This is a genomic window from Psychrobacter muriicola 2pS (assembly GCF_904846535.1).
GTDB lineage: Bacteria > Pseudomonadota > Gammaproteobacteria > Pseudomonadales > Moraxellaceae > Psychrobacter > Psychrobacter aquimaris.
In genome coordinates, this window is the sequence record NZ_CAJHBC010000001.1 from 314,838 (window position 1) to 328,880 (window position 14,043).

Annotated in this window: 11 protein-coding genes; 2 read left to right on the forward strand and 9 right to left on the reverse strand. The window is 43.4% G+C overall.

All coding sequences use genetic code 11. The annotated features are described in order from the left end of the window. Positions 1-140: 140 nt before the first annotated feature. From JMX93_RS01310 to JMX93_RS01325, 4 genes are all read right to left on the reverse strand, one after another. Positions 141-1,544: a serine hydrolase domain-containing protein gene (locus JMX93_RS01310; protein ID WP_499203613.1), complete on the reverse strand. Its 1,404-nt coding sequence runs from the start codon at positions 1,542-1,544 to the stop codon at positions 141-143. 149 nt (positions 1,545-1,693) lie between these two features. Next, complete coding sequence (locus JMX93_RS01315; RefSeq protein ID WP_443215274.1) at positions 1,694-2,266, reverse strand: protein tyrosine phosphatase family protein; 573 nt, start codon at positions 2,264-2,266, stop codon at positions 1,694-1,696. 66 nt (positions 2,267-2,332) lie between these two features. Beyond that, entirely contained in the window at positions 2,333-3,250 is a 918-nt protein-coding gene (locus tag JMX93_RS01320) for a MaoC family dehydratase (RefSeq protein ID WP_193011330.1), read from the reverse strand. Positions 3,251-3,594: 344 nt separating this feature from the next. Beyond that, positions 3,595-4,995: a 3-oxoacyl-ACP reductase gene (locus JMX93_RS01325; RefSeq protein ID WP_193011331.1), complete on the reverse strand. Its 1,401-nt coding sequence runs from the start codon at positions 4,993-4,995 to the stop codon at positions 3,595-3,597. 583 nt (positions 4,996-5,578) lie between these two features. On the opposite strand from JMX93_RS01325, the gene JMX93_RS01330 reads away from it, so the two are divergent. Both JMX93_RS01330 and ppk2 read left to right on the forward strand, forming a co-directional pair. Next, positions 5,579-7,123 carry an acetyl-CoA C-acetyltransferase gene (locus JMX93_RS01330; protein ID WP_499203614.1) on the forward strand — a complete coding sequence of 515 codons (1,545 nt, stop codon included), beginning with the start codon at positions 5,579-5,581 and terminating at the stop codon, positions 7,121-7,123. A gap of 185 nt (positions 7,124-7,308) precedes the next feature. Further along, positions 7,309-8,388: a polyphosphate kinase 2 gene (ppk2, locus tag JMX93_RS01335; RefSeq protein WP_264298239.1), complete on the forward strand. Its 1,080-nt coding sequence runs from the start codon at positions 7,309-7,311 to the stop codon at positions 8,386-8,388. Positions 8,389-8,527: 139 nt separating this feature from the next. Here ppk2 and JMX93_RS01340 read toward each other — a convergent pair whose 3' ends face one another. The 5 genes from JMX93_RS01340 to msbA form a co-directional block, all read right to left on the reverse strand. Next, a complete protein-coding gene (locus tag JMX93_RS01340) occupies positions 8,528-8,875 on the reverse strand; it encodes a PilZ domain-containing protein (RefSeq protein ID WP_087814367.1) in 348 nt (115 codons plus the stop codon). Positions 8,876-8,930: 55 nt separating this feature from the next. After that, on the reverse strand, positions 8,931-10,067 hold the full coding sequence (locus JMX93_RS01345; RefSeq protein WP_499203615.1) for a DNA polymerase III delta subunit-related protein: 1,137 nt from the start codon (positions 10,065-10,067) through the stop codon (positions 8,931-8,933). A gap of 82 nt (positions 10,068-10,149) precedes the next feature. Continuing rightward, positions 10,150-10,962: a 3-deoxy-manno-octulosonate cytidylyltransferase gene (kdsB, locus tag JMX93_RS01350; protein WP_499203616.1), complete on the reverse strand. Its 813-nt coding sequence runs from the start codon at positions 10,960-10,962 to the stop codon at positions 10,150-10,152. A gap of 37 nt (positions 10,963-10,999) precedes the next feature. Beyond that, the gene (lpxK, locus tag JMX93_RS01355; RefSeq protein WP_499203617.1) at positions 11,000-12,139 is read right to left on the reverse strand and encodes a tetraacyldisaccharide 4'-kinase; all 1,140 of its coding nucleotides are present in this window, start codon (positions 12,137-12,139) and stop codon (positions 11,000-11,002) included. Between the two features lie 75 nt (positions 12,140-12,214). Beyond that, positions 12,215-14,002, reverse strand: a complete 1,788-nt coding sequence (gene msbA, locus JMX93_RS01360) for a lipid A export permease/ATP-binding protein MsbA (protein ID WP_198332023.1) — start codon at positions 14,000-14,002, stop codon at positions 12,215-12,217. Positions 14,003-14,043 lie beyond the last annotated feature (41 nt).

Consider the following 14,043-nt stretch of genomic DNA (forward strand, 5'->3'; position numbering starts at 1 on the left):
AATTAGTTCGCCTAAAGAACTAAAGAACTAAAGAACTAAAGAACTAAAGAACTAAAGAACTAAAGAACTAAAGAACTAAAGAACTAAAGAACTAAAGAACTAAAGAACTAAAGAACTAAAGAACTAAAGAACCGACTTGATCACAGCACCTCATCGACCCACTTCAAGACCGCTTCCGTCAGTGCAAACTGACGAATATCGTTGAGCATGGTGGTATCAAAGTTATGAATAAAAGCAAATGACAGTTGACGCGCAGGATCACACCAAGCAACTGAGCCGTTATATCCCATATGCCCAAACCCTGACAATGCCGGATCAACTCTCTTAGCGGTATTGCTCTTGTTACTGCATATACTAAACAACCTATGATAGCCCAATCGCCACTGCATGGGCGCTGGCATGACTGCATCTAGACCTGTAACTTGCGGTGTAGATAGTTGCTCAAAAGTAGCACTATCAATCAACGTTTGCCCTTTCCAGACACCACCGTTGGCTAACATCGCGTAAATAGTTGCCAGTGCTTGAGCTGAGGCAACGCCATTAGCAGCGGGAATGACTGCCTTTAATGTCTTACGGTTATGATAATCAAGCGCTTGTTTGCCAGCAGGTATGAGCGCCGCCTTATAGTTTTTTAGATTAAGCTGACTGGTATTGAAGTACAAACGACTAATACGAGCCGTGTCCAATATCGGCAATTCGTTTTGTTCATCATCTTTGCTCGGGTCTACCATTTTGCTATCGACTAAGGCTTGCTGCTGCCAGCAAACATAGCTGGGCAGGCTAGCATAAGTACGTAAGGTACTTTGTGAGTCCGATTTTAGGGTCGGCTTTTGACGCTTGTTACGCAGTTGCACGCTGTCTTCATTTGATGCCTCAAAGTCTTTGGCCAGTTTTGCCACTTGGTTGACTTTGCTCTCTGGTACACCAAAATAACAACTATCTGCAATGCCTAAAGGTTCAGTAAGATATTGGCGCAAAGCTTCGGCTAATGACATATGGGTCACGGCTTCTATCACACCGCCAAGTATCCAGCCGTATACCAGTGCACTATAAGCGCTGTCATATGATGCTGCATCTTCAGGAGGTGTGATAGGCATTGCCTCGATATTGTTCAGCATAGCGCGCCAATCGAGCACCGTATCACTGTCGGCTTCGATACTTTGAATTGAAAATAAATCAGCCTGATGCGACATGACGCGTCGTAAAGTGATTTGGTCTTTGTCTTTTGCAGCAAACTCCGGCCAGTAGTGAGCAATAGGGACATCATAATCAAGCAACTGCTGAGAAACCAACACATGCACGAGTGTTGCCAATACTCCTTTACCGGTAGAAAAGTTAATCGCTAGCGTATCAGGCTGCCATGACGTATCCAAACGTGCCATACCTATACTTGCCTGAGCAATACACTTCCCTGCCTGATATACAACCACAGCACCACCTGCTGGCGCATCATCAAGCTGTAAATCCGCCAGTAATTGCTGTAAGCGTTGCTGAAAATCAATCCTCGTTGATGTATTAGAACTTTCTTTATTATGGTCCGTCATTGATATCTTGCTCCAGTGATATGAATTATTCTAGTTTTAAGATGGTGTAAGTAAGCTGTAAAAATGGTTGAACCAGTATAAATGAATTATTGACCAATAAAAAAGGCCACCTATAGGTCGCCTTTTTACTCTTCAATCATAATGATACTTTATCGCGGTACTAGCAAACGATTATGCACTTCTTGTTCAAGCTTGGTCAGGCCGTGACTACGTCCACGCTCCATAGCAGTATCCATCTTACGTCCACGCAACCAGCCTGCCCGTAGCGCAATCGCAGCCCCAACTCTATTGCCCGATCCGCAATGCATGGCAATCTTTTTACCATGATACTGACGCAATATATTATCAAATGCCAGTATTTTAAGTTGCTTTAGCTCTGCAGCACCATTGATAGGCAGATGCTCATAGCTCATTCCTGCTCGCTCAACCGCTGCTGCTTCATCAAAGCTTAACTCATCGTCTGGCTGCAAATTAATCACCAACTCCACACCAGATTTTGCTAATGCGACAACTTTTTCGTCATCTAACGCACCGCATACAATAGTGTTGGCATCTGGACGAAAATACGGCTCAAAAACAGCAGCCAAATCAACACCATTATCAGAATCGACAATTTCATTGCCTAAAGTATCAGTGGCAAAATTATCGTTGGCAGCTACTGTATCAATAGATACTGAGCTATCAGATTGATCGGTGCTTGTCGCATTGTTTTGTGAATTCATAATGATAAATATGTTCGTTAAATATGGTTATTAAGATACAGGCTTTGAGACGCTATACAGTACTTGCTACTTGCTTTCGCTATTTAGTGTCACAACACCAGCCAAATGTGGCTTACTGTTTTTAGAGCTATACAGCCCAAAGTCACAGGTATCGCCTACATTTTTTAGCTGTTCTACTGGCTGAGCGATGAGCTCTACTTCAGCTGGCAAAAAGATAGGCAGTTTGAATGAGACATCGATGGTATAAGCATCAGGTAGCTCACCCATGAGAGCAAGACACTTAGCTTTTGACCACATACCATGCGCAATCGCTTTAGGGAAACCAAAGGCACGTGCTGATAGTGGATGCAAATGAATCAGGTTAAAGTCACCTGAAACAAAGGCATAACGGCGACCAATGTCTTCTGGTACTTCAAAAATGCTATGTACGTCTTTTTTACCTACTTCTGGTTTAACGGCAACTGGACGCGGCGTGCTTTTTTTGTCTTTACTACTGCTAGATTTTTTGCTGCGTGCTAGATAAGTTGACGTACCTTCCCAAATCACTTCATTTTCTGATTTAACGGTAGTGACAAAATCAAATTGCTGACCTTGGGCATGGTCACGTAAATTATCAAAAGTGACCGACATTGCTACTGTCTCACGCTCACCGATAGGACGATGCTGCGTGACGCTATTGTCAACGTGTACGAGACCCAACATAGCAAATGGAAATGGCTCTTTGACCATCATATTCATCTGCAAAGTTTGCGATAGTACCGAGAAGTAAGTGGCTGGTATTTTGCCATCATCAGCAAATCCACAAATTTTACGATAGTCGTTCAGATTGTCCTGATCGATATGCAGATCATCGACGTAATAGGTGGCCTGCGGCAATTCATCTTTACCGACCTTACTACCGTTACCAATAGGTAATAAGCTTTTGACGATATTGGCATAGGTGGTGTGTGCTTTTGGCAACGCGTCATAATGGGTGTCTGACATAAGTAAATCCTAAGTGGGGCTTGAGCAAATTTTCTTGGTGCGCCTAAAGATGCTATAACGTGATTGGTTACAGCCTATAATTGAGCGATACCACTAATATTAGGCCTAAACTAGGCACAATTCATAGGCATGGTCTTAGACCATATAAGCAACTCTCACAGCAAAAAACAATTTGGCTAAGGGTTCTCTGTGTTTTTATCATAAAAAAGCCACCCTTGGGCAGCTTTATTACAATTTATCAGCAATTATTTCGTAAGCATATGTGAGAGAAGTCAAAAACGAAGAAAAACATCATAAAACCACCCTCTCATTATTCACCACATATGCTCATTGATAAATCGGTCTTATGCACCAAGTAAGCTTTGGCCACAGACGCGGACAGTGTTGCCATTTAGGCCACCAGAAGCAGGTGAAGCCAACCATGCGATGGTCTCAGCCACGTCTACTGGTAAGCCGCCTTGGCTCATTGAGTTCATGCGGCGACCCGCTTCGCGAATAGCGAACGGAATGGCTTCAGTCATTTGTGTTTCGATGAATCCTGGTGCCACTGCATTAATTGTCATGCCTTTAGCATTGTCTTCTAACTGTTTTGCCGTAGCATTGACCAAGCCAATAACGCCTGCTTTAGAAGTCGCATAGTTGGTCTGACCCATGTTACCAGCGATACCTGAAATTGATGACACACAAACGATACGTGCATTGTCTTTTAATACGTCGTTGTCTAGCAAGTAGCGATTCAGCCTAGCAATACTACCTAGGTTAATATCAATAACCATGTCCCACTTCTTCTCGTCCATATTTGCCAATGTCTTATCACGAGTAACGCCAGCATTATGAATGATTGAATCGAGTCCGCCACGCTTTTGTGCGGCTTCGGCGATTTGTTTGCCAGCATCATCACTGGTGATATCAACGGTCAATACTGAGCCACTAATTTCGCTAGCCACTTTTTGTAGGTCTGCTTGCTGCTGCGGTACATCAAGGCAGATAACGTGGGCGCCTTCGCGAGCCAACACACGGGCAATTGCTTCACCAATACCGCGACTTGCACCAGTCACCAGCATGGTTTTGCCACCAAGAGGTTGTGTCCAATCGACGTCGACATTACTACCTTTACTAACGCGTACGACTTGTCCTGAGACATAAGCTGAACGAGCTGAGGTGAAAAAACGTAAAGTTGAATCTAGGTTTTGCTCTGCGCCTTCTTCAACATAGATAAGCTGTGCAGTAATACCGCGTTTGAATTCTTTACCAACAGACTTCACAAAGCCTTCAAGCGCTCGCTGAGCCAAAGCTGTATCAATGTCAGTAATATTTTCTGGTGTGCGGCCGATAATAATGACGCGACCAGACTTTTCTACACGACGAGCCACAGTATGGAAGAACTCGTACACTTCTTTTAATTGATCGGCATTGCTAATATTGCTTGCATCAAAAAGCAATACTTTAAATTTATCATCGCCGCCCGTATTGGCTTTTGCTTCAACGCCTGCATCAGCAAGGGCATCTTTGATATCATCACTGCTGTTTACATAAACATCAGCATGTACGTCTGACAAAATCCGCGCAACGGACTCACTGACGCTTTGATCATCACCATTAGCACGGCCAACCAATACACTACCACGTACTAAAGGCTCACCGCTTTCGAAGCGATCAAGGGTAACGGGTAACGGTAAACCCAAATTTTTGGCCACTTTTTTGCCAATAGAAGACTGAACAAAATCACCATAACGGTCTGACATAATATAATCCCTATAACGAACGGTTAGAATAATAATAATAAAAAATGTAATGTGCCTATTATATAGACTCAATAACCTCATCATTATTGATATTTAGTAAATGAGTCTAAAGCTGGCCTAACTATACACTGCCAGCTTAAACAAGTCCAAAAACCGATAATGTCTACAACAATCTGTAAACAAGCCAGTATACAAGACGGTCACTTTTTCTGGATTTAAAAATCACCGCATTGTGCTAAAATCAGACCTATAAGTTATAGCAAATGCAATTATTGATAACAATATATTATCAAATCTATCGTTATGCAATGCCAATAATCGATACTAGCCAGTCTACGAAAGTCATATTGATGTCTTTCAAAGCCAATACCGACCTTAGATAAGCGTCACATAGTTTGCCAAAGATATACAGTAAGGTCGTAAAAATGCCTTATCGTAAACAGCTATGCTGCGTAATAAGTGATAACATTTGCTTCTTGTTTATTTTCGATTATTGAGTTTTCTAATTTAACCATTTTTATTATTAGCTTTATTATTGTTAGCCTCCTTTTTTCTTCTACCCATATTTTTTAAGGATAATATTATGAGTAATAAAAACAATCACCCTGATAGCCCTGTTGTTGAAAGCACAGTCGTAAAAGCCACTGCCCCAAAATCTACTGATAATAAATCAGACAGCACCAAAACAGAAACGCCTGCTAAAAAAGTTAAAAGTACGACAGCCACAGATACATCTAATAATAAAGAGTCTTCTAACAAAACAGAAGCGAACAATAAAGTAGCAGCTTCTACTACGAAAAAGCCAGCATCTGCTGCCAAAAAAACCAGTAAAACCAAAGCTGTTGCCGGTCAAAACCGCGTGGCTATCTTAGGTGGTAACCGTATTCCATTTGCACGCTCGAACGGTTCATACGCTGATGTTAGTAACACCGACATGTTGACAGCAGCGTTAGATGGCTTGATTGAACGTTATAATCTACAAGACGAAGTGTTGGGCGAAGTGGTTGCTGGTGCTGTTATGAAGCTAAGCCGCGATATCAACTTGACTCGTGAAGCAACATTGAACACAGCACTGAACCCACACACGCCAACTTATGATATCTCACAAGCTTGCGGTACTGGCTTGCAAGCGACCTTTGCTTCTGCCAACAAGATCGCACTTGGACTTATTGATTCAGCCATCACTGGCGGCGTAGATACAACCTCTGACGCACCGATCGCGATTGGTGATGGTCTACGTAAAGTACTCATCAAACTGGGCGCGGCTAAAAACAATAAACAGCGCCTAAAAGCGCTAATGGGTCTAAATCCAAAAGACTTAATCGATTCACCACAAAATGGCGAGCCACGTACTGGTTTATCAATGGGTGACCATCAGGCCATCACCACACTTGAGTGGAATATCAGCCGTGAAGCACAAGATGAGCTTGCTTTTAACAGCCATCAGAACCTAGCGCGCGCTTATGATGAAGGGTTCTTCGATGACCTAATCACTCCATACAAAGGTCTAACGCGCGATAACAACTTGCGTCCTGATACTACTTTAGAAAAACTGGCTAAATTAAAGCCTGTGTTTGGTAAAAAGAATGCCAACCCAACGATGACAGCAGCCAATTCTACACCGCTAACGGATGGCGCTTCTTGTGTCCTATTAGGAACCGATGAGTGGGCAAAAGAGCATGGTCTTAAGCCATTGGCTTATATTGTTCATCAAGAAACAGCAGCGGTAGATTTCATCGGAAAATCTGGCACCACAGAAGGGCTATTAATGGCACCTGCTTATGCCGTACCACGTATGCTTGAACGCGCTGGCCTGACACTACAAGATTTCGATTTTTATGAAATTCATGAAGCCTTTGCATCACAAGTGTTATCAACACTAGCCGCTTGGGAAGATGAGACATTCTGTGAAGAGCGTCTAGGACTAGATGCACCACTAGGTTCTATCGATCGTAGTAAGCTAAACGTGAATGGTTCATCGTTGGCTGCGGGCCATCCTTTTGCCGCAACGGGCGGTCGTATCCTAGCCACTGCAGCCAAGCTTTTGGATCAAAAAGGCTCAGGTCGCGCACTTATCTCTATCTGTGCAGCGGGTGGTCAGGGCGTTACTTGTATCTTAGAGAAATAAGTTTGATGACTTTTAGGTTAAAAAGACACGCTGACTTATTATTTTAATCAGCATATATGTGTCAATAAAAAATGCCCTTTAATTTATTTAAAGGGCATTTTTTATTGTCTGTACTTTGTTATGATAGAAATGACCTAGATAACAGCCTCTCAAAAAAGCCGATACGCCACACAAAGGTAATATTTATGGGTAAGACAAAAGTTTTATTAAAAAAAATGAGGCAAGTCATTTTTGGCTCTGAAAAATTGGTGATGACAGCACCCCTTACAACCACTGATTTTCAATCTCTAACGACTAAGGAGGATTTAGATCGGTACAATCAGGAACAAGCCCTCCTCTCTGAACGCATCGAAAAAGATATTCTTGACGATGAACTGCGTCGAAAAATGCATCAAGACTTAATCGATACCTATGATGAAGAACTAGAAAATGAAATAGATGATTATGCACGTGACTTTCGTTTTAACGGACGTGAGATGAGCGAGCAAGAAAAACTGGATCGGCGCACTTACTTCCATGAATTGGTACGCCTACAGCGAGAACTTATAAAACTACAGGATTGGGTTGTTGACCGCGGTGAGCGCATCGTCGTTATCTTTGAAGGGCGGGATTCTGCTGGTAAAGGTGGCGCTATCAAACGCATTACCCAGCGACTAAATCCGCGAGTTTGCCGTGTTGCAGCCTTACCTGCCCCAACGGAACGCGAGCAAACACAATGGTATTTTCAGCGCTATGTCGCGCATTTACCAGCAGCAGGTGAGATCGTATTGTTTGATCGTAGCTGGTATAACCGCGGCGGGGTTGAGCACGTGATGGGCTTTTGTACCGATGCACAATATGAAGAGTTTTTTCAGTCGGTGCCTGAGTTTGAACGCATGCTAGTACGATCAGGCATTCGCTTAGTAAAATATTGGTTTTCTATTACTGATGATGAGCAACATGCGCGCTTTATGAGTCGAATATATGACCCACTTAAACAGTGGAAGCTCTCACCGATGGATTTACAATCACGCCGGCGGTGGGAAGATTACACCAAAGCAAAAGAAACCATGTTTGAACGCACTCATATCCCTGAAGCGCCATGGTGGGTAGTTGAGGGCAATAACAAGAAGCGCGCAAGGCTAAACTGTATTGCGCATTTACTCGAACAAATCCCTTATAAAGAAATACCTCGTGACGAAGTTGAGCTACCCAACCGCAAACGCGATGACGAATACTACCGTGAACCTATCCCAGATGATATGTATGTGCCACCGCGTTATTAAAATGTATGGTGGCTTTACTTAGTCTTATGCTCATTATAAAAAAGCCGCCTTATCGATATATAAAGCGGCTTTTTCCACACTGTTTATTTAGTAATAGTTGTCTAACACTTATCAAAACCATTACAAGTACCATTAATAATTACATGGTATACGTAGACTGCAAACCGTCTATTTTACCCGCCAATAACCGCTCAACTTCGTTTTTAATTCTTTGACCTGCAATATCAGTTCCAATCTGTACAGCAAAACCTGCCGGTCGACCACCTTGAGTTTTAGAATTGATCCAAACCACTTTACCATTCATGGGTAAACGCTCGCTAGAATTGGGTAAAGTGATGGCGATAAATACTTCGTTACCTAGCTGCTGAGCCTGATTGGATGGCACAAATAATGCGCCATTACTGACAAAGGACAAGTAGCTGGCATATAACATTTCGATATTTTCAATATGGCAGGTTAATATCCCGCCGCGTCCTGGCATGGCCATAGTCAGCTTCCTTCATTAATTTTGGTATTTTTATTTGCTATTAAGGCGGATTTTCTTATAAACAAGCCAATTCTTGCATTAGCTTATCATAGGCAAATTTTTCTTGCACATTTTGTTGCAGAGCGATTTTTGTCTGCTGTAAGCTACTAGAAAAAAGCGCCAAGCCATTATTATCAGGTGGATGCTTTTCTAATACAGCGGATAGATTGACGTCTTTTTGAAGCTCATTAAGCCCTAAGCAAACACGGCGCATATCAAGTAGCATCAGCTCAGACAGCTGAATAAATTCTGTGATACTCAGTTGGTTTTGCCAATAGTCACTGGCTGCCACACTACTACGTTTACCACTACGCAATGCCTGCCACGTCGTCAACCATAGCGCACGTTTGCTGTACCATGGAGCTTGTGCCATGGCTATCGCGGCCAAAGGTGCGCCATTTGCCAATTGGATAAGCTGCTCAATCGCAGCCGTACCGACCGCTTCACGATTGACCGTAGAGCCAAGCGCCCGTGTCACATAGTCAACGGCGATCATAGGCTGAATGGTCTGCAATGGCAGCTGCTGCACCCGACTTTTAATGGTGGGCAGTAATTGCGCAGGAGTATCACTGATCAAAAATAAATGGACTTGAGCTTGTGGTTCTTCTAAGGTCTTGAGTAGCGCATTAGCCGCGGCAATCGTCATTTGCTCTGCATGGTCTAACACACAGATACGCATACCTTGACCACCTTGGTAGATAAAAGGCTGCAAGTTACGAATATCATCCACTTTAATCTTAAGAGCACTATTACCGGCTGTTTTGGGTGATTTTTTATCTTTTGCAGCGTTACTTAATTTCTCTTTATTATCAGCATTGTCTGCACTGATTGGCATACTGATCAGTGGCAATACCTGTAAGCTTGGATGCGTACCAGATCTTAGCCACTGGCAACTTTCACATGCGCCGCAAGCCCCTGTTGGATGACTGTCACGCTCACGGCATAACAGCCAAGCGACCAAACGCCATACAAAAGCCCGCTTGCCCATACCCTGCATACCGGCGGCTAATAGCGCATGTGGCAAAGATTGCTGTGATGTCAAAACTCGCTTGGTCAATTGCGACCACAGATTTTGCTGCCATGGCAATAACGCTGCAAAATAAATGTGGTCTGTGGTATCCATTGTGCCTGTATTTTGCGTCTTATCACTCATAGCTAACGTCCTATAACTTCGCTTGATTATTCAGGATATAGCGTGTTCATGACGCTTTAGATGAATTATTTGCTTAGGCTATTTATCCAACTGGACTCTGAAAGTCAGTCAAGCTCATGGCATTTAAGCGGTCTAAATCTTCTTGCGTATCGACCCCTGCTGGTAGATGACAAGCAGCAACTGCAATAGCAATTTGCTCTCCATTTTCTAAAACGCGTAACTGCTCTAGGCTCTCAAGTCTCTCAAGTGGTGTTTGCGGCCAATGCACAAACTGCTGTAATAAACGGACGCGATAAGCGTATAGCCCTAAATGACGATAAGCATTTTTTGGTGGGTTTCTATGATCGTCATTGGACAATACGACATCACGATCACAAGGAATGGGCGCTCGGCTAAAATAAAGCGCACGTTGCAAGTCATTAGATTGTTGACTGACAACCTTTACCACTGATGAGCGCATAAAGGTCTCATAGTCGTCGATAGACTCACACAAAGTCGCCATCACGCTATCACTGTCTGCGACCAAAAGCGCCTGCACCTGCTCTAATAATAACGGTGGCACTAACGGTTCATCACCTTGCATGTTGACTACGATATCATGGTCAGCCCATCCTTTGATGGCGGCTACTTCTGCCAAACGGTCAGTGCCTGAAGCATGCTCGCTACTGGTCATCAACACATCAAACCCTGCATCCATGCATACCTTGGCAATATCGTCATCATCCGTGGCAATACACATATCATCAGCGAAGTGCGCTGTTTGCGCTTTTTCAGCAACCCAAAGAATCATCGGCTTACCATGTATTTCTAGTAATGGCTTGCCAGGCAGCCGTGTGCTCTTAAAACGAGCAGGGATAACAATATGAGTTTTGGCGGGTATAATTACTGACGACATGGGGTTTCCTATAGCAATTTTTATACGGTTTAAAGCATCATTTATTATTTGCTTTATTATTGTTATTGGTACTGTCATTATTTTCGATATCAATACCTAGCTTCTTTAGCTGCTGCTGCAGATTATCATAACAGCTGTCAGAGAGTTCGGCGGTTACTGGCAGTACCCATAGTCTGTTTATCAGCCCTTGATACTCATCATTTAGCGCTTTATCAGTAGTGGCTTTCGACAGCAACGCTCTCATTTTTACCGCATCTTTACTGGTTACTACGATTGGATATTCTGTATACTGTAACAATTCCGCCAAGTCAAAATCATAATGATCAGGATAAGCATGTCCAACGACATCGAAGCCAAGCGAATTTAAAGTATCAAAAAACCGCTGCGGATAACCAATACCGCTCACCGCATGTACTTTATGGCCCTTTTTAGGCGCATCAATGTGAGAATAAGATAAAGTAGGTTGCCATAAGAGTTGCAGAGCATTCGCCTCTAGATGCATCGTCAAGCGATTGGCTCGATATAGACTGCTATTATCTTTGTTATTATCAACTGAATCTGTTTTTAGTGGCTCATGGTAGATGACAGTTGCCCCCTGCAACCGCGACATGGGCTCACGTAAAAACCCTGTTGGCAGGAGTTGCTGATTACCAAAGCCTCGTGTCGAATCGACCACAATCCATTCAATGTCACGTTGCAGTGCATAATGCTGCAAGCCATCGTCGGCAATAATGAATTGCAAGTCAGGATGGGCAGCTAACAAGGTCATAATTGCTTGCTTACGATCAGGACATACTGCCATGGGCGCATTTGTCATATTAACAATCAAACAAGGCTCATCCCCTACCACATTGGGCAAACTGGTGGCATCGACCAAAGCGGGCATTTGACTGGTATCACCACCATAACCACGACTAATAACACCTACCTTTATTCCCCGTTCTTGTAGATAATCAACCAAGGCAATAATTAATGGCGTTTTGCCACTACCGCCCACGCTGATATTACCGATCACCATCACGGGAACCGGCGCACGATAACTTTCTAACAGCCCAGATTTGTAAGCTTGACGACGCAGCGTGGTGATGAGTCCATACAACCAACTAATAGGTAGCAATAGCCATAGCCAAGCGGCTTGACGTTGCCAGGCACGCGTCACTGTCGTCTCAATGCTCATTATTATTGGCTACTTATCCTATTATTTTAGTGCGGCTCAAGTGGCAAGAGTGTTGCAAGATAGCGATACATAAATCTACTCAAAATCGCGCTCATACATTTGTGCATAATGACCTTGCAATTGCATCAGCTCATCATGCGTGCCTAACTCAACGATTTGACCACTATCTAACACTGCGATACGATCTGCGGACTCAATAGTGGTTAATCGATGTGCAATGACTAACGTCGTACGATCTTTCATCACATTATCAAGCGCTTGTTGAATGTAGTACTCTGACTCATTGTCTAACGCACTGGTTGCTTCATCTAAAATTAAAATCGGCGCGTCTTTTAATAGCGCACGAGCAATCGATAAGCGCTGACGCTGCCCGCCAGACAGCTGCAAACCTTCAGCACCGATTTCACTTTGATAGCCGTTTGGCATTTTCATAATAAAATCATGGGCAAAAGCATCTTTTGCGGCGCGTTCAACTTCGGCTTGGGTTTTACTGGCTAAGCCACCATAAGCAATATTGTTAAATACCGTGGTATTGAACAGGACTACTTGCTGATTGACCATCGCAATCTGCGCCCGTAAGCTCTCAAGCTTAATGTCTTCAATCGGTATTCCATCCAAAGTAATTTGCCCAGAAGAAGTCGATAAGGTACGCGTCAGTAAATTGACTAAAGATGATTTACCAGCACCACTTCGCCCTACCAATGCAACCGTCTCACCCGCTCTTACATCTAATGTAAAGTCACGCAAAGCGACCGTCGAATCAGGATAAACCAGACTGACATTATCCAGCTTAATTTCACCTGTCAAAGTAGGGCTAAGCACACCAGTATCTGTTTCTTCTGGCTCATCTAGCAATGCAAAAATAGACTCACCTGCCGCAATTCCTTTTTGCAGTTTTTGATTCACATCAGTCAGTGAGCGCACCGGTTTACTGAGCAATCCTGCAGCAGCGATATACGAGATAAACTCACCCGCTGAGATATTGTCTATCACCGATGGGCGCAGTGCGAGCCACACCACAACTGACATGGCTATCGCCATTAGCAACTGTACCGCTGGTGTATTGATACTATTGGTCACAACGACCTTCATGCCTTGGCGTAAGTTCTTTTTTGATGTTTTATCGAAGCGTGCGGCTTCGTATGCTTGACCGCCATAGTTTTTGACAACCTGATAGCCACCGATAACTTCATTGGTAATATGGCTGACATCACCCATCGTCTCTTGAATGCCCTTAGACAACTTTAGATAACGCTTTGAAGCCACACGAATAAGCCACAATATGGGCGGTAGCACAATAAACAAAATTAACGTCAAACGCCAATTGCTATAAAGCAAGAAGCCTATCAAGGCCACGACAGTCAAACCATCTCGCAGTAGCGTCTTCATAGAGTCTGTGCTGGCTGCGGTGACTTGCTCAACATCAAATATCAGCTTGGATGAAATGGTTCCAGCAGGATTGGCCAAGTAGAAGGAGCTTGGCAGACGAAGCAATTTATTAAAGACTTCCACCCGCAGCTCATATACCAAATTACGCGAGACCAGAGCAGAGTAATAATTACCCAAAAAGCTACCAACACCGCGGACAAAAAATAGACCAATGATCAATAATGGAAATAAATCCTGTTTGCTTTGATCGCTCTGATTAATGGCGTCGGTGATGTATTGAAGTAATTTGGCAATCCAAATCTCTGTCGCTGCATTAATCGCAAAGCCTACCACAGTAAGCATTAATGCCCACCAATATGGTTTTAAATAACTCAGCAAACGCAGCAAGGTCTTATGTTTAGGTATGTTTGACGGCTCTGCTGATAATGTTTTAGCAGCAGTTTTTGCAGAGTCAGGTTGATATGCTTGGCTCATAAAAGCCTCAATTTGGGGGTCATAATATGAATGGACTGCGC

Coding starts and splice junctions, on each gene's coding strand:
- JMX93_RS01310 (WP_499203613.1), bottom strand. CDS start 1,544: ATGACGGACCATAATAAAGAAAGTTCTAATACATCAACGAGGATTGAT.
- JMX93_RS01315 (WP_443215274.1), bottom strand. CDS start 2,266: ATGAATTCACAAAACAATGCGACAAGCACCGATCAATCTGATAGCTCA.
- JMX93_RS01320 (WP_193011330.1), bottom strand. CDS start 3,250: ATGTCAGACACCCATTATGACGCGTTGCCAAAAGCACACACCACCTAT.
- JMX93_RS01325 (WP_193011331.1), bottom strand. CDS start 4,995: ATGTCAGACCGTTATGGTGATTTTGTTCAGTCTTCTATTGGCAAAAAA.
- JMX93_RS01330 (WP_499203614.1), top strand. CDS start 5,579: ATGAGTAATAAAAACAATCACCCTGATAGCCCTGTTGTTGAAAGCACA.
- ppk2 (WP_264298239.1), top strand. CDS start 7,309: ATGGGTAAGACAAAAGTTTTATTAAAAAAAATGAGGCAAGTCATTTTT.
- JMX93_RS01340 (WP_087814367.1), bottom strand. CDS start 8,875: ATGGCCATGCCAGGACGCGGCGGGATATTAACCTGCCATATTGAAAAT.
- JMX93_RS01345 (WP_499203615.1), bottom strand. CDS start 10,067: ATGAGTGATAAGACGCAAAATACAGGCACAATGGATACCACAGACCAC.
- kdsB (WP_499203616.1), bottom strand. CDS start 10,962: ATGTCGTCAGTAATTATACCCGCCAAAACTCATATTGTTATCCCTGCT.
- lpxK (WP_499203617.1), bottom strand. CDS start 12,139: ATGAGCATTGAGACGACAGTGACGCGTGCCTGGCAACGTCAAGCCGCT.
- msbA (WP_198332023.1), bottom strand. CDS start 14,002: ATGAGCCAAGCATATCAACCTGACTCTGCAAAAACTGCTGCTAAAACA.